This window comes from Paraburkholderia sp. SECH2, from assembly GCF_030464795.1.
GTDB lineage: Bacteria > Pseudomonadota > Gammaproteobacteria > Burkholderiales > Burkholderiaceae > Paraburkholderia > Paraburkholderia aspalathi.
The window spans coordinates 169,134-189,319 of the sequence record NZ_JALPRH010000003.1 but is presented as its reverse complement, the minus strand read 5'-3'; the positions used below and the strand labels follow the sequence as shown (position 1 = coordinate 189,319).

The 20,186-nt window shown below is 61.5% G+C and carries 15 protein-coding genes; 3 read left to right on the top strand and 12 right to left on the bottom strand.

Going from position 1 to position 20,186, the window contains the following annotated elements:
• Window positions 1–134 precede the first annotated feature (134 nt).
• Window positions 135–2,471 carry a type VI secretion system Vgr family protein gene (locus M0D66_RS07975; protein WP_266210500.1) on the bottom strand — a complete coding sequence of 779 codons (2,337 nt, stop codon included), beginning with the start codon at window positions 2,469–2,471 and terminating at the stop codon, window positions 135–137.
• 625 nt (window positions 2,472–3,096) lie between these two features.
• Here M0D66_RS07975 and M0D66_RS07970 point away from each other — a divergent pair.
• Entirely contained in the window at window positions 3,097–3,564 is a 468-nt protein-coding gene (locus M0D66_RS07970) for a hypothetical protein (protein WP_266210499.1), read from the top strand.
• Window positions 3,565–3,649: 85 nt separating this feature from the next.
• On the opposite strand, the gene M0D66_RS07965 is transcribed toward M0D66_RS07970, so the two are convergent.
• Window positions 3,650–4,600, bottom strand: coding sequence for a LysR family transcriptional regulator (locus M0D66_RS07965; protein WP_266210629.1), 951 nt, complete (start codon window positions 4,598–4,600; stop codon window positions 3,650–3,652).
• Window positions 4,601–4,727: 127 nt separating this feature from the next.
• Here M0D66_RS07965 and M0D66_RS07960 point away from each other — a divergent pair, with 127 nt between their 5' ends.
• Window positions 4,728–5,462, top strand: coding sequence for an SDR family oxidoreductase (locus M0D66_RS07960; protein ID WP_093646194.1), 735 nt, complete (start codon window positions 4,728–4,730; stop codon window positions 5,460–5,462).
• A gap of 91 nt (window positions 5,463–5,553) precedes the next feature.
• On the opposite strand, the gene prpF is transcribed toward M0D66_RS07960, so the two are convergent.
• The 3 genes from prpF to prpC all read right to left on the bottom strand — a co-directional run bounded on the left by prpF (window position 5,554) and on the right by prpC (window position 10,858).
• On the bottom strand, window positions 5,554–6,738 hold the full coding sequence (prpF, locus tag M0D66_RS07955) for a 2-methylaconitate cis-trans isomerase PrpF (protein ID WP_266210498.1): 1,185 nt from the start codon (window positions 6,736–6,738) through the stop codon (window positions 5,554–5,556).
• 35 nt (window positions 6,739–6,773) lie between these two features.
• The gene (acnD, locus tag M0D66_RS07950) at window positions 6,774–9,371 is read right to left on the bottom strand and encodes a Fe/S-dependent 2-methylisocitrate dehydratase AcnD (RefSeq protein ID WP_266210497.1); all 2,598 of its coding nucleotides are present in this window, start codon (window positions 9,369–9,371) and stop codon (window positions 6,774–6,776) included.
• A 317-nt stretch (window positions 9,372–9,688) separates the two neighbouring features.
• On the bottom strand, window positions 9,689–10,858 hold the full coding sequence (gene prpC, locus M0D66_RS07945) for a 2-methylcitrate synthase (RefSeq protein WP_266210496.1): 1,170 nt from the start codon (window positions 10,856–10,858) through the stop codon (window positions 9,689–9,691).
• A gap of 285 nt (window positions 10,859–11,143) precedes the next feature.
• Here prpC and prpR point away from each other — a divergent pair, with 285 nt between their 5' ends.
• Entirely contained in the window at window positions 11,144–13,120 is a 1,977-nt protein-coding gene (gene prpR / locus M0D66_RS07940; RefSeq protein WP_266210495.1) for a propionate catabolism operon regulatory protein PrpR, read from the top strand.
• Here prpR and M0D66_RS07935 read toward each other — a convergent pair.
• From M0D66_RS07935 to M0D66_RS07905, 7 genes are read right to left on the bottom strand one after another with little or no spacing between them, the layout of a single operon-like run.
• Window positions 13,077–13,487, bottom strand: coding sequence for an AraC family transcriptional regulator (locus M0D66_RS07935; protein WP_093641162.1), 411 nt, complete (start codon window positions 13,485–13,487; stop codon window positions 13,077–13,079). The genes prpR and M0D66_RS07935 overlap by 44 nt on opposite strands.
• Window positions 13,484–14,653 (bottom strand): FAD-binding oxidoreductase, encoded by a 1,170-nt coding sequence (locus M0D66_RS07930; RefSeq protein WP_266210494.1) that lies wholly within the window; start codon window positions 14,651–14,653, stop codon window positions 13,484–13,486. The genes M0D66_RS07935 and M0D66_RS07930 overlap by 4 nt, the downstream gene beginning before the upstream one ends.
• Complete coding sequence (locus M0D66_RS07925) at window positions 14,650–16,020, bottom strand: NAD(P)/FAD-dependent oxidoreductase (RefSeq protein WP_266210493.1); 1,371 nt, start codon at window positions 16,018–16,020, stop codon at window positions 14,650–14,652. The genes M0D66_RS07930 and M0D66_RS07925 overlap by 4 nt, the downstream gene beginning before the upstream one ends.
• Window positions 16,005–16,319, bottom strand: coding sequence for a (2Fe-2S)-binding protein (locus M0D66_RS07920; RefSeq protein ID WP_054039288.1), 315 nt, complete (start codon window positions 16,317–16,319; stop codon window positions 16,005–16,007). The genes M0D66_RS07925 and M0D66_RS07920 overlap by 16 nt, the downstream gene beginning before the upstream one ends.
• Window positions 16,316–18,160: an ABC transporter ATP-binding protein gene (locus tag M0D66_RS07915; protein WP_200619188.1), complete on the bottom strand. Its 1,845-nt coding sequence runs from the start codon at window positions 18,158–18,160 to the stop codon at window positions 16,316–16,318. Before M0D66_RS07915 ends, M0D66_RS07920 begins: the two co-directional genes overlap by 4 nt.
• The gene (locus M0D66_RS07910; protein ID WP_054039292.1) at window positions 18,160–19,116 is read right to left on the bottom strand and encodes an ABC transporter permease; all 957 of its coding nucleotides are present in this window, start codon (window positions 19,114–19,116) and stop codon (window positions 18,160–18,162) included. The genes M0D66_RS07915 and M0D66_RS07910 overlap by 1 nt, the downstream gene beginning before the upstream one ends.
• The gene (locus M0D66_RS07905; protein WP_093641177.1) at window positions 19,113–20,066 is read right to left on the bottom strand and encodes an ABC transporter permease; all 954 of its coding nucleotides are present in this window, start codon (window positions 20,064–20,066) and stop codon (window positions 19,113–19,115) included. Before M0D66_RS07905 ends, M0D66_RS07910 begins: the two co-directional genes overlap by 4 nt.
• Window positions 20,067–20,186: the final 120 nt, after the last annotated feature.

Below are 20,186 nucleotides of genomic sequence, written 5' to 3'. Positions count from 1 at the left end.
AGTCGCCGAAGTCGGCCCGGGCGGCGCTGATGTGGGTGTGGGAGCTGGCGCTGGATGCGGGTGAGTCTGTGCGGTCATGCTTGTAACGTGTCGTATTAGTTGTGGTTAGTAATCCGGAGTAAGACGCAACATTGTCAGCCAGAGAACCGCGAACCGTGAGCGCCCGTATCCGGCAGGTCGGTCGTGTAAGGCAGGGATTCCTTCCTCAACTGCGAGTCCGGCGAATTCCTCTGCCAGGACACCGCTTTCTCGATGTAGTCGCCAGGTGTGGCATTCGTGATGTTGCACGGCGTAATACGCAGGTAGGAGCCACCCGCGCCAATCCAGACCTCCTCCTTCGCCGAGAGCACAAGCCTGCCGTTCGTGCTGGTAATCGTGAGATCCTTAAGCGCTGACATGGCGAGCTCATCGCTTTGCGCCTGGATCTGGACCTTTCCGCGCGCAGCAAGCATTTTTATTCCGAGCGTATGCGCGAAGAGCGAGAGTGCGCTTTCAGCCGCCATAACGATGCTCTTCAAGGCGCTGACGTTGAAACCCGATCCTGTCGTCACATTCACGTCCTTGCCCGCACTAACCGACACGCGATCAGACGTCAAAACAGCAACGCCCTTCGGCGAGGACAGCAGCACGACGGCCTCCTTCAACTCGTTCACGCTGTTCTTCAGCCATTCGTTTTCGGCCTTCAGATCGGCAATCTCGGCCTTGGCCGTGTTCGCCTGATCAGCGAGGCTCTGAGCCTGGATCTGTAGTGTCTGGAACTGCGTCATGGCTTCCGCCATGTCGGTCTGCTTGCCGTCCGCCTGTGGCTGCATATCGCTGCACAGCATCAGCCCGCCACCGGCACGCAGCACGCCGTGCTGATCAGTGCGCAGTTCAAAACCGCTGCCTCGGTGCTGACGTTTGCCGTTGACGATATGGCCCAGGGTCAACTGGCTCTTGCCTGAATGCTCGGTCGAGAGCCTGACGTGCTCCTCACCTTCCCAATCTTCGAGGTCGAACTCGTTGCCGCTCTGCGTATAAATGCGATTGCGCGACATCAGCCGATCCTGATTGGTAATCAGATCGACCTGGTGGTTCGTGTGATGGAAAGCGCTGATATACGGCTTGTTCGGATCGCCATCGCGGAACTCGATGACGGCTTCCGTACCTTCCACTACAGGAAAGTGGAAGCCGGTTTGCAAGCCACCCGCGAATGGTTTCGCAAGCCGCAGCGGCACGCTCTCACCGCCGGCAGGCCATTCGCCGTAGTCACAGTCGAAGCGAACGACGTAATAGCCCTGCTGTGTCAGATAGGCATATTTGTACTTGCCCGGGGACGTGACACGGGCACTCAGCGTTCCCGCGATTTTGGGCCACTTTTGATCTTCAATTTCTAACCGGAAACGCCGGTCTGAAGGAATGGCCTTGTAGGTGTTGCGATAGGGCTGGGCACGGCCGCCGGAGTGCGTGACTTCGATGATGACCTGACCGTGTGGTGCATCCGCCAAATTTTCGTCGGTCGTCAGGATGCGGCCGGGACGCAGTTCGCGCAGGTTGCTCTCGCCGGTGTAGACGACTTGCCAGGCGAGCGCAGCCTCATGGCGTAACTGCGCTTCCCACTGTGCGCCGGACTGGTCAAGATGGCCCGTGCCGTAGATATACGGCTGGCCGTAAGTCGTTTTGTCGCTTCGGGCGACGTTGGCTTCTGCCTTGATACGCTCCCAAGCCTGGTCAGGATTGTAGTCGGCGACGACATACGCCATGGGCACCATTTCGGTATCCATGCGCAGCGCTGATACGGATTCTTCACCCGTCATCAGCCCCGAGATGGGCCGATGCAGGGACGCGAGTTTAGGCTGATACACATAGTGATCGATATCGTCGCCAAAGATGACGACATCACCGTGTTCGCCCTGGATGATGTAGCTATACATGCCCTCCTGCTGCATGAGCATGTTGACAAAATCCCAGTCTCCCTGCTGGTACTGAAACCTGAACGGGTGCCTCGGGTATTGGCGACGCAGTTTGAAAATGAACTGATGCCCCTTCAGCTCGTTGCGGCGTAGGATCGCATCGATGATCTCGGGCGCGCTGCTGTTCTGGTAGGTCTGCGTCGTGTGGGGATTCAGGCAGCCGATGTGCGCCTTGAGAACAAGCTCGTAGCTGCTGAGGTCCTTTGTCGTCTTCGTATGTGCGAAGCCTGTAATGCGCCCCCAGTACACGACCGGCTCGCCGCCATCGTCGGGCACGAGTCTGAACTTCGCCTCATGTCCAAGGATCACATCGCGCGTCAGCTTCTGCGGGCAAGCCGCGACGATATCAACGCGATAGGACTGCCCCATTTTTTCGGCGGCACGGTATGACACCACCGAAATATCGCTGATCCTTTCCGCCCCGAACACCTCGATGAAATATTTCGCCTGGTCACTAGCCCCTGCGAGCTTCTTTGCATCCCGTTTAAGCTCGTCCCTATACTCAACTGTCGAACTCACAAAATACTCCGCTGTTACTGACCTGATCGCCGAAGCAGTAAACTAAACGTTTGAATCTGATCAGGTCAACCAAATATTTTTTGAGATAAAGTCGATGTCAATCTGAAGAGTGGAAAGCATGCTCGGCGATCGCACCAAGGGATGCACGGTCGATCGGAGTATTGAGCAATGAATCCGCTGTGCGCGAGCTGTTCGAACAACTCGGACATTTCGATCATCTGATCTATAGCGCGGGAGACGCGTTGCTTGCGAAGTATTTGACGCCGATGACGGAGGAAGGCACGAACGCCCTCCTCCTCGCCCCAGTCCGCCTTATCCTTTCGGCCAAATCAAACATTTTGCCTATAAGGTTAAAGTCAACCGCGGTGACCTCCCTTATAATTACCAAGCCGTCGGGAAACACCCAACGGCCGGGTTTGACAGCCCGTGGCAATAACCGCACACCCGCTCACGCGGGTCGTGCGTCTACCCCTGCACGTCTATATTTCAATGGGCGGGCCGTGGTGGGGGAGCCGCAAGGCTCGCCGGTTTGTTATTGCCCCGGTCTGTCAACCCTATTACGTGCCCGCTCACCCCTTCCCAAGCGAGTGTCGGGCGATCCGAGAAGTAACAGGGAGATCGCATCATGAGAAAGTCCACAAAAAATCAACCCGCTTCACGTCCGCCTGTCGACGCACTCCAGTACGAAAAGCTTGCCCTGTCGGCATTCGATTTATGCGACCGGCACCTGGTTCAACTGGATACATTGATCACACTTTCGTCTTCGATATGTAGGAATCCTTCCGTCACGCTTGAGGAAAGAAGACGTCGTCAGACACTCCTCGAATTGCTGGTAGACACGGCTGAGCAATATCAGCAGGAACTCGAATGCGACCGCGAGTTGTACAAGGTAATTGCGCTCGACGCCAAGGGCGTTCCGCAAAGCCGCATCACGGCACGCCATGCAGCGAGCCTGCTTGCAGAGGAGGTAGCACAACGAGCAGGAGCAGCCATAGTTACCGCAGACGCGCGGCAGCGCAAAAGCCCGTCATCGGAAAACGCCGCGGCTTTAAGAGCCGACGCTGCACAGCAACCGGTTGTCGCACCAAACTAGGCGATCGAAAAAACCACTGAGCGGTAAGGCGGCGCGTCCCAGTCCTTCAGCGATTCGTGCACTGAGACGGTTTTCGTCCAGACATCTACGACGACTTGGCGCGCGCCCGCCGCGCAGATACAACCGGCTTTGACCTGGCGCGAAAGTTCTGCTGCTCCTCGCCCTGCCCCAACGTCTCCTGGAGAAACGCGATGAAACTTTCCAGCTTCGGTGGCATGTGCGCGTCGGGCAGATGCACCACATGGATGGGCCAGGTCGGCGCCGGCCAGTCGGGAAAGAGACGAACGAGCCGACCCGCATCCAGATCTTCCTGCAGCATCATCTGAGGTTGGAGAATGATCCCCAGTCCCGCGAGCGCGGCCTCACGAAGCGCGAGACCACCATTGACATCAAGACGACCACGCACGGCGATGCGCTCCACGCCGTTACCGTCAGGTCGTGGAAAACGCCATTCACGTTCGGGACCAGTCGCTGTAGTAAAAGCCAGGCAGTTGTGCTGCGCCAGATCGGCGGGCACCTGCGGATGCCGGTGGCGAGCCAGATAGTCCGGCGACGCGCAGGCGATACGCGGTGAATGGGTTAACGGCCGCGCAATCAAGCCCGAATCCGGCAGCACGCCGGCGCGGATCGCGGCATCGAAACCTTCCTCCGCCAGATCGGCGAAGCGGTCGTTGAGGGACAGTTCAACCTGGACCTCGGGATAGCGGTCGAGATACGCAGCAAGCGCCGGCACGAGCACACGTGTTCCATAGATAACCGGGCAACTCACCCGCAATCGGCCACGCGGACTGCTCTGCATTTCCCGCGCGTCGAGCTCGGCGGAGTCCACCAGCGCCAGAATTTCGACGCATCGTGCGTGATAGCGCTTGCCGAGTTCGGTCAGGCTCTGGCGCCGCGTGGTGCGATTCAGCAGCCGGCCTTTGAGGCGTCGCTCCAACTCACGGATATGGTTGCCGACCATCGTGGGCGTCATCCCGCTGCCTTCGGCCGCCGCAGTGAAGCTGCCGCGTTCGACCACCCTCGCAAATATCGCCATGCTGCTGAATCGGTCCATTCGCAAGTCCTATTAAGGAGTGTTCGAAGAGATAGTAGGTTTATCAAGTTGAATTTAAGAATAATACTCGGGTCCTGGCTTCACGCCCAACCCACAGCGAGGACTCGCCATGACTATTGCAAGCACGAACCTTCAGCATCAACATATCGTCCTGCTGGGCGGCACGTCGGGAATCGGCCTTGCCACGGCCCATGCCGCGCTCGCAGCCGGCGCCTCAGTGACGGTGGTTTCATCGCGCAGTCAGCGTGTCGCCGAGGCCGTCGCCGGGCTCGGCGATCGGGCCAAGGGATACACGGTCGATCTGAGTAATGAATCCGCTGTGCGCGAACTGTTCCAACAACTCGGACCTTTCGACCATCTGGTGTACAGCGCGGGAGATTCGTTGCAAATCGGCGCGCTCGCCGACATGGACCTCGAGACGGTCCGTCAGATTTTCGATGTGCGAGTCTTCGGCGCCATTGCCGCCGTCAAACATGCGGCGCCGTATCTCCGTCCCGGCGGCTCCGTGGTGTTGACCAGCGGTATCGCCAGCTTGCGACCACAAAAGGGTTGGGTGGCGCTTGCCGGTGTCTGCAGCGCGATGGAAGGCTTGACTCGGGCACTCGCCGTGGAGTTGGCGCCCATTCGCGTCAACCTGGTGAGTCCCGGTTTAGTACGCACGCCGCTGTGGGCCAATCTGTCCGAATCAGAGCGCGAGGCACTCTACGCGGCAAGTGACGCGGCTCTGCCTGTGGGGTATGTCGGCGAGGCAGAGGACCTCGCGCAAACCTACCTCTATTTGATGACCAACCGCTACTCCACGGGACAAACCGTCGTCGTGGACGGCGGTGGCGTGCTGGTCTAAGAGACCGGATAGCCTGGTGCGGACCGTCCGACCAGGTCTATCAGCGATACAAGTACTTAGTTGAATTGATGCCGGGCTGGCAATCGTTACCTCATTCCCCCGGCACCCTCACCCATCCCTCCATCAGCACCCGTGCACTCCGGCTCATGATTGCTTTGGTGACCGCCCACTCCCCGCCTTCTTCTCTAGCCTCGGCGCCCACTCGCAGCGTCCCCGACGGATGGCCGAATCGCACCGCCTCGCGCGCCCCACCACCAGCGGCGAGATTCACCAGCGTCCCTGAAATCGCTGCAGCCGTACCAATCGCAACAGCAGCGGTCCCCATCATCGCGTGATGCAGCTTGCCCATCGACATCGCGCGCACCAGCAGATCGACATCGCTCGCAGCAACACGCTTGCCGCTGGAAGCCACGTAGTCCGCAGGCTTGGCGACAAACGCAACCTTCGGCGTATGCTGCCGCGTCGCGATCTCATCGATGTTCTTGATCAGACCCATGCGCACAGCACCATGCGCGCGAATGGTTTCGAACATCGCGAGCGCCTTCTCGTCGCTATTGATCGCGTCCTGTAGTTCGGTGCCCTTATAACCGATCGCTTCCGCGTCCACGAAAATGGTCGGGATACCGGCGTTAATCATCGTCGCCTTCAGCGTGCCGACACCCGGCACCTCGAGGTCATCGACCAGATTCCCCGTCGGGAACATCGCGCCGCCGGCGCCGTCTTCTTCAGCAGCCGGGTCCATGAATTCGAGCTGAACTTCGGCAGCCGGAAACGTCACGCCATCGAGTTCAAAGTCGCCAGTTTCCTGCACAGCGCCATCGGTAATAGGCACATGGCCGATGATCGTCTTGCCGATATTCGCCTGCCAGATACGCACAACAGCCACGCCGTTCTGCGGAATCCGGCTCGCATCGACGAGACCCGCGCTAATCGCAAACGGCCCCACCGCGGCAGAAAGATTCCCGCAATTGCCGCTCCAATCGACAAATGCCTTATCGATAGAAACCTGCCCGAACAGATAGTCCACATCATGATCCGGCTTGCTGCTCTTCGCGATGATGACCGTCTTGCTCGTGCTGGAAGTCGCGCCGCCCATCCCGTCGATCTGCTTGCCATACGGGTCCGGACTGCCGATCACACGCATCAGCAGCGCATCGCGCGCGGCGCCTGGCACCTGGGCCGCCTCCGGCAAATCCTGCAGCCGAAAGAACACGCCTTTGCTGGTGCCGCCGCGCATGTACGTCGCCGGAATCTTGATCTGAGGTTTGTGAGCCATGAAAGTAGTGTCCTGATGAGAGAAGCTCAAAAGCCTTAAGCCGCAGCCTTCGTCGATTCAAGAAAGTCCTGTGCGAAGCGTTGCAACACGCCGCCGGCTTCATAGATCGACACCTCTTCCGCCGTATCCAGGCGGCACGTCACCGGTACCTCGACGCGCTCACCGTTCTTACGATTGATAACGAGCGTGAGATCCGCACGCGGTTTGCGTTCGCCGATCACGTCGAAGGTTTCAGTACCGTCGATAGCGAGCGTGAGGCGATTAACACCAGGCTTGAATTCCAGCGGCAACACACCCATGCCCACCAGATTCGTGCGGTGAATCCGCTCGAACCCTTCCGCAACAATCGCTTCCGCGCCGGCAAGACGCACGCCCTTCGCCGCCCAGTCACGCGACGAACCCTGACCGTAGTCAGCACCGGCAATCACGATCAGCGGCTGCTTGCGTTCCATGTAGGTTTCGATCGCCTCCCACATGCGAGTCACCTTGCCCTCCGGCTCGATGCGCGCCAACGACCCGGCCTTCACCTTGCCGTCTTCCAGCACCATCTCGTTCTTCAGCGTCGGATTCGCGAAGGTGGCACGCTGTGCGGTCAGGTGATCGCCACGGTGCGTTGCGTACGAATTGAAGTCCTCTTCCGGCAAGCCCATCTTGGCGAGGTACTCACCCGACGCGCTGTCCGCCAGAATCGCATTCGACGGCGACAGGTGGTCAGTCGTGATGTTGTCGCCCAGCACAGCCAGCGGACGCATGCCCGCAAGCGTCCGCTCACCAGCAAGCGCGCCCTCCCAATACGGCGGACGGCGGATATACGTGCTCATCGGACGCCAGTCGTACAACGGATCAGCCTTCTCACCGGTATCGACAGAGACCGCGAACATCGGCTCATACACCTTGCGGAACTGCTCCGGCTTCACGCTCGAAGCGACGATCGCGTCGATCTCTTCATCTGACGGCCAGATGTCTTTCAGCTTGATCTCGTTGCCGGCAGCGTCGACGCCCAGCACATCCTTCTCAATGTCGAAGCGGATCGTGCCGGCAATCGCATAGGCCACCACGAGAGGCGGCGAAGCGAGGAAAGCCTGCTTCGCGTACGGATGGATACGGCCGTCGAAGTTACGGTTACCGGACAGCACCGCCGTCGCATACAGATCACGATCGACGATTTCCTTCTGGATCACCGGATCCAACGCACCCGACATGCCGTTGCACGACGTGCATGCATACGCGACCACGCCGAAGCCCAGTTGCTCCAGTTCCGGCAGCAGGCCGGCTTCTTCCAGATACAACGTGACCGCCTTCGACCCTGGCGCGAGCGAAGTCTTCGCCCACGGCTTGCGGGTGAGTCCACGTTGATTGGCGTTACGCGCCAGCAAGCCGGCGGCGATCATGTTGCGCGGATTGTTGGTGTTCGTGCAGCTCGTGATCGCAGCGATGATCACCGCGCCGTCCGGCATCAGACCCAGCTCGTTCTCCACCTTGCCGCTGATGCCGCGCGCAGCCAGTTCGGAAACCGGCAAACGACGATGCGGATTCGACGGCCCCGCCAGCGTGCGCACCACGGTAGACAGATCGAACTTCAGCACGCGCTCATATTCGGCGTGCTTCAACGTATCGCCCCACAGGCCGGTTTCCTTTGCGTAGGTCTCGACCAGCTTGACGAGTTCGTCGTCGCGGCCGGTGAGCTTGAGGTACTTGATGGTCTGCTCATCGATGTAGAACATCGCCGCCGTCGCGCCGAATTCGGGCGCCATGTTGGCGATGGTCGCGCGATCGCCGAGCGTCAGGTTGGCCGTGCCTGCGCCGTAGAACTCGAGGTAGGCGCCTACCACTTTTTCTTTACGCAGGAATTCGGTCAGCGAGAGCACAACGTCGGTCGCCGTGATGCCCTCAGCCGGCTTGCCCGTGAGCTCCACACCGACGATATCCGGCAGCCGCATATAAGACGCGCGGCCCAGCATTACGCTTTCCGCTTCAAGACCACCCACGCCGATTGCGATCACACCGAGCGCATCCACCATCGGCGTATGCGAGTCGGTGCCGACCAGCGTATCGGGGAAAGCCACACCGTCTTTCACCTGCACCACCGGGCTCATGCGCTCGAGGTTTATCTGATGCAGGATGCCGTTGCCCGGCGGAATCACGTCGACGTTCTTGAACGCGCGCTTGGTCCAGTTGATAAAGTCGAAGCGGTCTTCATTGCGGCGATCTTCAATGGCGCGGTTCTTCGCGAACGCATCCGGATCGAAACCGCCGCACTCGACGGCAAGCGAGTGATCCACTACGAGCTGCGTCGGCACAACCGGGTTGACCATCGCAGGATCGCCGCCTTGTAACGCGATCGCATCGCGCAGACCGGCGAGGTCGACCAACGCGGTCTGGCCGAGAATGTCGTGACACACCACGCGCGCCGGGAACCACGGAAAATCCAGCTCGCGCTTGCGTTCGATAATCTGCTTGAGCGACGCCGTCAACGTCACCGGATCGCAGCGGCGCACGAGGTTTTCGGCCAGCACGCGCGAGGTGTACGGCAGCTTGTCATAGGCGCCGGGTTGAATTGCATCGACGGCGGCACGCGTGTCGAAGAAATCCAGTTGGGTGCCGGGAAGGCGTTTGCGGTTGGCAGTATTCATGGCTTAGGGGACAAAACAAAAATGATCCGGGGACGATGGCGGCAGCCGTGCTTCACAATCCGCTGCCCCTCTTTCAGTCGGCGCTTCGCTGGCGCATCAATCGGACAGTCTGTGTAGTTTATAGCTTGCGGCGGTGCGCCGGCTTGCCGTGTGTTTTGTTGATGCGCCGGACAACGTGTCGCACCAGGCACTGCAATAAGCTCCGCAAAAAAACAGCCTTGGCTCGGGGGTTCCAGCGAGCCAAGGCCCAAACTTCATTACGCCGCGCTCACGAGACGCAATGGAGGAGAAACGCTTGCGGCTTTGCGCTTACTCGCTTAGACGCGTTTGGCCAGCGGCACGAACGGCAGATCGTCGGGACCGGTGTAATTCGCACTCGGACGAATGATCTTGTTGTCGATCCGCTGCTCGATAATGTGCGCGCTCCAGCCTGCCGTACGGGCGATCACGAACAGCGGCGTGAACATCGCCGTGGGCACACCCATCATGTGATACGAAACCGCGCTGAACCAGTCGAGATTCGGGAACATCTTCTTCGCTTCCCACATCACCGACTCCAGGCGCTCGGCGATGTTGAAGAGCTTGTTGTTGCCCGCTTCCTTCGACAGCTTCTTCGCGATTTCCTTGATGACCTTGTTGCGCGGGTCGGAAATCGTGTACACCGGGTGACCGAAACCGATCACCACTTCCTTGTTCTCGACGCGCTTGCGGATATCGGCCTCGGCCTCATCCGGCGTTTGATAGCGCGATTGGATTTCAAATGCGACTTCGTTAGCGCCACCGTGCTTCGGGCCGCGCAGCGCACCGATTGCACCGGTAATCGCCGAGTAAATATCCGAACCAGTACCGGCGATCACCCGGCCCGTGAACGTCGACGCGTTGAATTCATGCTCGGCATACAGGTTCAGCGACACATGCATCGCGTCGACCCATGCCTCCGACGGTTCCACACCGTGCAGCAGATGCAGGAAGTGGCCGCCGATCGAATCGTCATCGGTTTCGACTTCGATGCGCTTGCCGTTGTGCGAGTAGTGGTACCAGTACAGCAGCATCGAACCGAGCGAGGCCATCAGCTTGTCGGCGATGTCGCGTGCGCCCGGCAGGTTGTGGTCGTCTTTCTCGGGCAGCACGGTGCCGAGCACCGACACGCCGGTGCGCATCACATCCATCGGGTGCGCGGCAGCCGGAATCCATTCCAGCGCGGCTTTGACGTTAGCGGGCAGACCGCGCAGCGCCTTGAGTTTGGTCTTGTAGGCGGTCAGTTCGGCCTGCGTCGGCAGCTTTTCGTGGACCAGCAGATACGCGATCTCTTCGAATTCGCATGCACCGGCGATGTCGAGAATGTCGTAGCCGCGGTAGTGCAGGTCGTTGCCGGTCTTGCCGACCGTGCAAAGGGCAGTGTTGCCAGCCGTCACGCCAGACAGGGCGACGGATTTCTTCGGTTTGAAGGCGCCTGCGTTCGGCGTGCTGTTATCGGCTTCACTCATAATTTCGTCTCCAACTGCGGGGTTGCGTTCGTGCGGCAATCAGCGCGCCGAGCTTGTCTTGCGGGGTTTCGATGCGGTAACCGGTGAAAACGGTGGCTATAACGCAAAGAATGGGCCATGCGGACCGCACGCCGCTAAGTGCCTGATTTAACAAAAAATCCTGTCCTGGGTACATCGCCACCTGATTTCACAAGTGAAATCGAAGATTTCAAATTCGAAAACGACAGGTGCATAATAGGCGGACTTCTCGCCCTTCCCGCCTCTCTCCAGACAACGAGCCCCGCCGTGAGCACGCCCCCCTTCGACCCCGCGCAGCGCCCTCGTATCTGGGCCGTCAGCATCAGCCGTCTGCGTGATCTGTTTTTCGACATTGCCGGCGAGTACGTCGAACGCGCCGATCTGCGCATCGTCGCGCATGGCTTCGAAGACGCCGTGCATGAGATCGACGCGGTCGGCGCCGGGCGTCCGGATGTCGTGATTGCCGGCGGCTCCAACGGCGCGTATCTGAAAACGCGCGTCAGCGTACCGGTCGTGCTGATCGGCCCAACCGGCTTCGACGTGATGCACGCGCTAGCGCGAGCACGGCGCGACGGCGCCAAAGTCGCACTCGTCACGCACGGCAACACGCCAGACGAAGTGCGGCGCTTCATCGCCGCGTACGGCATCGACGTGACATTTGCGTCGTATCAATCGGCGCAGGATGCGGAGAGTGTCGTTCTCGATCTGCGCGATCGCGGCATCCAGGCCGTGGTCGGCCCTGGGCTCATCGCTGATCTCGCGGCGAACGCCGGCATGGGCGCGGTGTTTCTGTATTCACGCGCATCGGTACGCGCCGCGTTCGATACCGCACTCGAAGTCGCACAGGCCACCCGCCGCGAAACAGTTCGGCGTCAACGGCTCGACAATCTGCTGCAGCATCTGCGCGACGGCGTCGTCGCGCTCGATGCGCAAGGGCGCGTCGAAGCGATGAACCAGCGGCTTGCCAGCGTGCTCGGCATCGATGCAGCACAGGCAGTGGGCCGAGCGCTGCTCGATCTCGCGCCGGATCTCGCCGGCAGCTTGCCGGACGCGGACGGCGACACGTTCTGCACGGTGCGTGGCGCGAGCTACGTCGTGCATCGCGGGCCGCTCGCGAGCAGCAGCTCGGCGGCAGGCACCGTGCTGACGTTTCAGGAATCGCGCGCGGTCGAACGGCTCGACCGCACGTTGCGCTCGCGGCAGCGCGTTCAACAGTTCAGCGCGCGTTATCAGCTTGGCGATATCGTCGGTGTATCCGATTCGATCGAACGGGTCCGTACGCTCGTGCAGCGCTACGCCAAATCGGACGCCACCGTGCTGATTCTTGGCGAAAGCGGCACAGGCAAGGAGATGGTCGCGCAGAGCATGCATCAGCTGAGCGCGAGGCGCGACTTCGCCTTCGTCGCTATCAATTGCGGCGCGTTTCCTGAGGCGTTGCTCGAGAGTGAGTTGTTCGGTTATGAGGAGGGTGCGTTCACCGGCGCACGCAAAGGCGGCAAGGCGGGGCTGATCGAAGTGGCGCACCGCGGCACGCTGTTTCTCGATGAAATCGCCGAAATGCCGCTGTCGTTGCAAAGCCGGCTGTTGCGCGTGCTGCAGGAACGTGAAGTCGTGCGGCTTGGCTCGACAGAGCCGACGCGAGTGGACATCCGGGTCGTCGCGGCGACGCATCGTGCGTTGACCGAGGGCATCGAGGTCGGCAGTTTTCGTGCCGATCTTTACTACCGGCTCAACATTCTGAGCATCGCACTGCCGCCGCTGCGTGAGCGGCCAAACGATCTGCTGCCGCTCGCGGTCGAACTGTTGCTGCAGGCGGCGTCGCGTGAGCCGAGACTGGCGGCTCGCTTGCCCGATGCGGATGCGGCGAAGCGCGTTCTCGCTAGTCTCAGCGAGCCGTTTAAGCGTTACACGTGGCCGGGAAACGTGCGTGAACTACAGAACGTGATCGAGCGGATTGCGGTTGAACTGGCAGATGCGGATATGGGCACGGGCACGGATTCAAACAGCGCAGCAGAAACCGTCTTCACGCGCGAGGTTCTGCGCACCGTCGCACCTGAAATCTTCGATCAACCCCACACGCGCACGAAGAAAGCAGCGCTAACGTTACGCCAGCGCAGCCGTCACGTGGAAGCAGACGAAATCCGCGCCGCCCTCGCCGCCTGCGACGGCGATCGCGATGCGGTTTGCCAGGCGCTCGGCATCAGCAAGACGACGTTATGGCGGAAGCTGAACGCGGCGCAGTAGCCTGAACCACGCCACCATGCTTCACAGCATTCTTCGCCGCGTTCGCGCCAGCGCGCGCGATGAACATGCTGGGTGTCATTCCACAGCATCGCTTGAAATGCCGGCCAAAGTGGCTTTGATCGAAGAATCCCACTTCCGTCGCGACGACCGATCCCGGCACACCTTCGAGCAACAAAGTCTGCGCCCGCTGAATCCGCAACCCGCACAGATAGCGATATGGCGACGAACCATACTGCTGACGAAACACCGTCGCGAAGCGCGACACGCTGAGCGCGGACAGCGCAGCGAGTTGCGCGAGCGTCACCGGCTCGTCGAAATGGGCTTCGATAAACGCCCGGGCGGCATTGAGGCTGATGGACTGTTTCATGACGTCGCGATAGTCGAGCGGGGCGCGGCTTGCTTCGCGAACCGGGTGACGGAAAACACGTCGAGGGGAATGTCCGTACGACCTGTATCGACGAGTTCGGCCAGCGTCTCGCCAACACCCGGACCGATCTGGAAACCTGAGCCGCAAAAACCGAACGCGTAGTAAAGACCGTCGACCTTGCTGCTCGGCCCGATCACCGGCTCACCGTCCGGCAGATAACTTTCCACGCCGCTCCACACGCGGATCACATGCAGCGGCGCCATCGCCGGCACGAGCCGCCGCAACTGCGCGACTTGCCGCACGGTATTGCGCGGCAGCACCGATGCGCGGCACGTCACGGCATCCGCCGGCCCAGCGGGACCGCCACCGAGAATGATATTGCCGCGCGGAATCTGGCGAAAATAGATGCTCTCTTCCTTGATCGATGTGAACACCCCCATCGACGACTTGAACACATACGGCACCGGCTCGGTCACGGCCATCTGCGGTCCGCTCGCGACAAGCGGAACGGGTTCGCCGAACTGTTCGGTGAGACGGCTCGCCCAGGCGCCCGCGCAGATCACGAGTTGCGCGGCCCAATACACCTCGCCGCCCGCGCTCTCCACGCGAAACCGGTCGCCGCCTTTTTCGACGCGCACGATCTCGGTGTTCTCGATCACCTGGGCGCCGAGCCGCGCGGCTGCACGACCAAACGCAGGTGCAGCGAGACGCGGATTGGCGTGGCCATCGAGTGGCGAAATCGATGCCGCCAACACCTCGCGTCCGAGAAACGGAAAGCGCTGAAACATGGCGTCGCCGTGCAGCACCTTGAGGTCGAGACCATACGCGCGGGCGTCGATCGCATATTGATCGAAATTCTCCACGTCCTTCTGGTGGTAGCACACGCGTGTGTGGCCCGACGCCAGAAACTCGATGTCTTCACCGAGCAGTTCCGTGGAGCGTTGCCATGTGCGCAGTGCGCGATTCGCCATTGCCAGTTGCGGCAGCGCGCGACCTTGCCGGCGAATGCCGCCGAAGTTCACGCCACTCGCCTGTTGTCCCGTGAGCCCACGTTCGAGCAGGATTACCGAACGCCTACGCTGACGCAGGAAGAAGGCGGTCGTCGTCCCCATGATGCCGCCACCGATCACGATCACGTCGGCTTCGTTTGTAGTCGTCGTACTCATTCGCTCACCTCTTCGGTAAGCGCCACAGGTAGCGGTTTAACGGGCGCCTGGCCGCGCAGCCGTCCCACTGAGGACAACGGCACACAAGCCGCCGCCGCAATGATCTCAGCGCCTGCGTGACCGCAATAACGCCCCTGGCAGCGGCCCATGCCGACGCGCGAAAACGCCTTGGCGCGATTGGTTTCCTGCGCGCCGGTCGCGTGCACCACACGACGCAGTTCGCCCGCTGTAATCGCTTCACAACGGCAGACGATCGTTTCATCCGGCAAGGACGCGGCGAATTTCGCCGGCCACGGAAAGGCTTCGCGTAAGCCCGCGGCAAAGCGTGTGAAACGTGCGAGTTCGGCGCGCAACTGCTCGACGCCTCCAACATGCATGCCGTGATCGCGCAACGCCGCCAAGGCCGCGAGACGGCCCGAACGTTCGGCTGCGTCCGCACCGCGCACTCTTGCGCCGTCTCCCGCGAGGTAGACGCCCTTGATGCTGCTACGGCCGTCGTCGTCGATTTGCGGAAGCCATTGCTGCGTGTTGTCGTCAAACAGGAAGCGGCACCCCGCGAGATCCGCAAGCTGCGTCTCGGGACGCAGGTGATAACCGAGCGCAACGGCATCGCACGCCAGCGCCAGGCGTTCGCCGCCGGGCAACGCAACCACGACGCCGCTCACGCCCTCTTGCGGCGAACCTTGAATCTCCAAAGGCTGCACGCCGCGATATACCAGCACGCGAGCCTTTGCGAGCACACGCGTCAACGCAATACCCTTTTTGAGCGCAGCAGGAATCGCCAGCAAACGCGGCAGCGCAGCCACACGCTGCATGAACGTCGACGTATCGAGCACGGCGGCCACCTGTGCGCCCGCCTTCACATATTGCGCAGCAACGAGATACAGCAGCGGGCCGCTGCCCATCATCACGATACGCGAGCCGATCGCACAGCCCTGCGATTTCAGCGCGACCTGCGCGCCGCCGAGGCTATACGTGCCGGCCTGGTGCCAGCCCTTGACCGGCATCAGCCGGTCCGTCGCCCCGCTGCAAACGATCAGGGAATCGAACCTTAGCGTCTGGTAGCGCGTGCCGCTTGCCAGATGCACGGTGTTCGGCGAAATATTCCAGACCAGCGTTTCCGGCAGATAATCGATCTTGCCCTTCAGCGCATCGAAGCTTTCGTGCAGCGAAGCGGCGCGTTCAGCTTCGGTGCCGTACAAGGTCTCGTAGCTACGCGAAAACCCTTCCGGTTGCCGCCGATAGATCTGGCCACCGTCACGCCGCCCTTCATCGATAACCGTCGGCCGCAGCCCCGCTTCAACCAGCGCCTCTGCGGCGCGCACGCCCGCCGGCCCGGTGCCGATGATCACTACACGCGGGGCCATACACCCTCCGCGGCTTCGGCCAGCTTCGTCACGATCGACATGCCCGGCGCCGCAGGCGTGCTGCACGCCCGCATGCGTTCGCCTTGTGCGGTCCAGACCCAACAATCCTGGCACGCGCCCATCAAACAGAAACCGGCGCGGCGGCCATCGCCGAATTCGGAATCGCGCAACGTGCTCACGCCGGTCAGCAAGGCAACCATCAAGGTGTCACCCTCGGCGGCTTCGCGCACGACACCGTCCACGGTAATCGGAAACGTCTTGCGCCCCGTCTCCGCGAGTCGCACAAATCGTCCGTTCATACCGGGGCCGCCTCTTCGGTCTGCAAGCGATTCAACTCGGCGGCCGGATGATGGCAAAGAATCTCCGCGCCCGAAGGCAATTTCTTAAGGGACGGCGGCGTCATATTGCACATTCCGTCGATACGCACTGGGCAGCGCGCGCGAAACGCGCACAACTCGGGAATATCCGCGCTCTCACCCATCGCCGGCAGCGTGGCACAACCGATCTCGCGGCGCGCATCGAGCCAGCCCGGTTTCAAAGCGGGCACCGAATCCACCAGCAATTCCGTGTACGGGTGATACGGCGGCGCCGCGAGCACGTCACGCTGCCCGGCTTCCACGCGATGCCCCGCGTACAACACGATCACTTCGTCGCAGATCGCCCGCACGGTCGAGATATCGTGGCTGATGAACATGTACGACACGCCGAGTTCGCGGCGCAATTCGGCCAGCAGGTCGAGAATCGCTGCGCCGACCACCGTATCGAGCGCGGAGGTCACTTCATCGCAGAGGATCAACGCGGGGTCGGCCGCAAGCGCGCGCGCCAGATTCACGCGCTGCTTCTGACCGCCGGACAGTCCGGCAGGCGTGCGCGTGGCAATCGAAGCCGGCAGCTTCACCAGATCGAGCAACTCCAGCATGCGTTTCTTCGCAGCCGAGCCACTCAGATGGTGATAGAACGCGAGCGGACGGCCCAGGATATCGGCGATCGAATGGCTCGGGTTCAGCGCCGTATCGGCGTTCTGAAACACGATCTGGATCTGACGATACTGCTCCGGTGTGCGACGCGACAGTTGTGCGGGCAATGGCTTGCCGTCGAACAACACTTCGCCGCCCGCGCGATCGACAAGACCGGCCACCACGCGCGCGAGCGTCGTCTTGCCGGAGCCGGATTCACCGATCACGCCGAGCGTGCTGCCGCGCGGGATCGACAAACTGACGTCGTCGAGCACGCGCACGGCGGGATTGCCGAAGCGATCGATACGTCCATAACCCGCCGAGAGTCCGCGAATTTCGAGCAGCGGCGGGATGTGTTTGCCGAGATTCTTCGGAGTCTCCAGCTCCGCTTCCGGACGGCGCGTAGCGGCAAGCAGTTGACGCGTATAAGTATCCACCGGCGCATCGAGCACTTGCGCGACCACGCCGTTCTCTTTCACCGCGCCGCCATTCAGCACGACGATGCGGTCCGCCATCTGCGCGACCACAGCCAGATCGTGCGACACGTACACGGCGGTCGTGCCGAGTTCGCGGATCACTTTCTTGAAGGCCGCGAGCACTTCGATCTGCGTGGTGACATCGAGCGCGGTGGTCGGCTCGTCGAACACGACAACAGCCGGATCGGTGATCAACGCCATCGCGGCCATCAAACGCTGCAACTGGCCGCCGGACACCTGATGCGGATAACGCTCGCCGATCGTCTCCGGCGCGGGCAGCGCCAACGCGCGAAACAGGTCGATCGCTTTCGCGCGCGCCGCGTCTTTCGTCATCAAGTGATGCAGCAATGCCGGCTCGGTCACCTGATCCATGATCGTGCGCGCCGGATTGAAGCCTGCCGACGCACTCTGCGCGACATACGCCACAGTCCGTGCCCGCAATGCGCGACGGCCCTTCGCATCGAGCGACAGGACATCCACCTCGCCGACGCGCACCGAGCCGCTGCTGATCGAACATCCTGCCCGCGCATAGCCGAGCAAGGACAACGCGATGGTCGTCTTGCCCGAGCCGGACTCGCCGATCAGCGCCAGCACCTCGCCCTTCTTCACCGAGAAATCGACTCCCTTGACGATCTCCGTCACCGGCCCCGGCGCGGCACCCGCGACAACCCGCAGGCCCTTCACTTCAATCATGTCCCGATCCGCCATCATGCACCTCCATGGCTACGGCCACGACGCCGCAAGTTGTCGATCAGCAGATTCATGCCGATGGTCAGCGTCGCAATCGCAACGGCCGGCATCAGAACGGCAGGCGCGCCCTCGGACAGACCGCCGATGTTCTCGCGCACGAGCGACCCCCAATCGGCATTCGGCGGCTGCACGCCAAGACCGAGGAAACTCAGCCCGCTCAGCAGCAGCACGATGAACACGAAGCGCAAACCGAAATCGGCAAGCATCGGATGAATCATGTTCGGCAGCACTTCGACGCGTGCGATATAGAAGATGCCTTCGCCGCGCGCTCTCGCCACCTGCACGTACTCCAGCCCCATCAGGTTCACCGCGAGCGAGCGCGAAATACGAAATGCGCCGGGGATATAGGCCAAAGCGGCAACCGTCGTCAACATCGGGATCGACGAACCGAACGCCGCAATCACCACGAGCGCGAGCACCTTGCTCGGAATCGAAATCAGCGCGTCGAACAGACGGCTCAGGATTTCATCGACCCAGCGCCCGGACACCGCGGCGAGCAGACCGAAGAACGTGCCGATCAAACTGGCGAGCACGGCAGCGGCCAGCGCGAGGCCCATCGTATAACGCGCGCCGTAGAGAATCCGGCTCAACATATCGCGGCCGAGATAGTCGGTGCCGAGCGGATACGCCGCGCTATAGCGGCCAAAAATCTCCGTCGACGTCAGCGTTCCGCCTTTATACGGTGCAACCAGCGGCCCAATGAACGCGACGATCAGCCAGAAAGTCACCAGCACGAGACCGATCAGGCCGAGCACGGAGAAGCGGTGCACCAGCCGTTTCAACACGCCCTGCTTCAGCGCGGCCGTTTCGACGACCGGCGTCTCGATGACGGGTTCATCGACGCCCAGGTCGTACAGCTCGGTGGTGGCATGGGGAACATGAGGAACGTGGGGATTGGTAGGTTGGCTCATCATCGACGCAGCCTCGGATTGGATACGATTTGACACAGGTCGGCGATCAACACCAACGCGAGATACGCTGCGCAGAACACCATCACGCAGCCCTGCACGAGCGGCATGTCACGGTTGGTGACGGCGTCCACCATCAGGCTCGCGAGGCCGGGATAGTTGAAGATCGATTCCACGATCACCACGCCGCCGAACAGATACGACAGGCTCAACGCCACCGCATTGGCAATCGGGCCGATGGTGTTGGGCAACACATGCCGCAGCACCACACGGGCGGGCGACGCGCCCTTCAACACCGCCATTTCCACATACGACGAATTGAGCTGATCGAGCACCGCGGCTCGCGTCATGCGCGCCATTTGCGCGACGATCACGCAGCACAGCGTCATCACAGGCATCGCGTAGATGCGCAGCAGCGCACCGAACGAATGGACCTCCGAGAGATACGACAGCGCCGGCAGCCAGCGCAGCTTGACGGCGAAGATCAGCACGGCGATGGTGGCGATCAGAAATTCCGGCACGGCCACTGTCGAGAGCGTAAGCACGTTGAGCGTGCGATCGAGCAGCGAACCACGGAACATCGCTGACGAAATTCCAATCAGCAAGGCCACAGGCACCGAGACCAGCGCCGTCAGCCCAGCCAGCACTAGCGAATTCGGCAGGCGCGTGGCGATCAGCTCGCTCACGGGCAGATTATTCGACAGCGAGGTGCCGAAGTTGCCGCTGACAATATGAAAAAGCCACTCGAAGTAGCGTTGCAGCGCCGGCTGGTCGAGCCCGAACTGATGCCGCAATGCCGCGACAGCTTCCGGTGTTGCCGCCTGGCCGAGCGCCTGTTGAGCGGCATCGCCGGGAAGCAGCCCGGTGATGGCGAACACGACCGCGGAGACCAGCAGTAGCGTAAGCAGCGCGAGGCCAAGGCGCGCGGCGATGAGTCGTTGCGCATGTGCTTTCATCGAAAGTCGGCTCCAAGGGTAAAGCCGCACGCCGCAAACAGGCGGCGTGCGTATTGCCGGGTTCGACTTCCCAGTTCGTCAGACTGGAAACCCTTTGTTACTGCTCGTCAGACACGAACG

Coding starts and splice junctions, on each gene's coding strand:
- M0D66_RS07920 (WP_054039288.1), bottom strand. CDS start 16,319: ATGAACGGACGATTTGTGCGACTCGCGGAGACGGGGCGCAAGACGTTT.
- M0D66_RS07970 (WP_266210499.1), top strand. CDS start 3,097: ATGAGAAAGTCCACAAAAAATCAACCCGCTTCACGTCCGCCTGTCGAC.
- M0D66_RS07960 (WP_093646194.1), top strand. CDS start 4,728: ATGACTATTGCAAGCACGAACCTTCAGCATCAACATATCGTCCTGCTG.
- prpF (WP_266210498.1), bottom strand. CDS start 6,738: ATGGCTCACAAACCTCAGATCAAGATTCCGGCGACGTACATGCGCGGC.
- M0D66_RS07965 (WP_266210629.1), bottom strand. CDS start 4,600: ATGGCGATATTTGCGAGGGTGGTCGAACGCGGCAGCTTCACTGCGGCG.
- M0D66_RS07930 (WP_266210494.1), bottom strand. CDS start 14,653: ATGAGTACGACGACTACAAACGAAGCCGACGTGATCGTGATCGGTGGC.
- M0D66_RS07935 (WP_093641162.1), bottom strand. CDS start 13,487: ATGAAACAGTCCATCAGCCTCAATGCCGCCCGGGCGTTTATCGAAGCC.
- M0D66_RS07905 (WP_093641177.1), bottom strand. CDS start 20,066: ATGAAAGCACATGCGCAACGACTCATCGCCGCGCGCCTTGGCCTCGCG.
- M0D66_RS07925 (WP_266210493.1), bottom strand. CDS start 16,020: ATGGCCCCGCGTGTAGTGATCATCGGCACCGGGCCGGCGGGCGTGCGC.
- M0D66_RS07910 (WP_054039292.1), bottom strand. CDS start 19,116: ATGATGAGCCAACCTACCAATCCCCACGTTCCTCATGTTCCCCATGCC.
- prpC (WP_266210496.1), bottom strand. CDS start 10,858: ATGAGTGAAGCCGATAACAGCACGCCGAACGCAGGCGCCTTCAAACCG.
- M0D66_RS07915 (WP_200619188.1), bottom strand. CDS start 18,160: ATGGCGGATCGGGACATGATTGAAGTGAAGGGCCTGCGGGTTGTCGCG.
- acnD (WP_266210497.1), bottom strand. CDS start 9,371: ATGAATACTGCCAACCGCAAACGCCTTCCCGGCACCCAACTGGATTTC.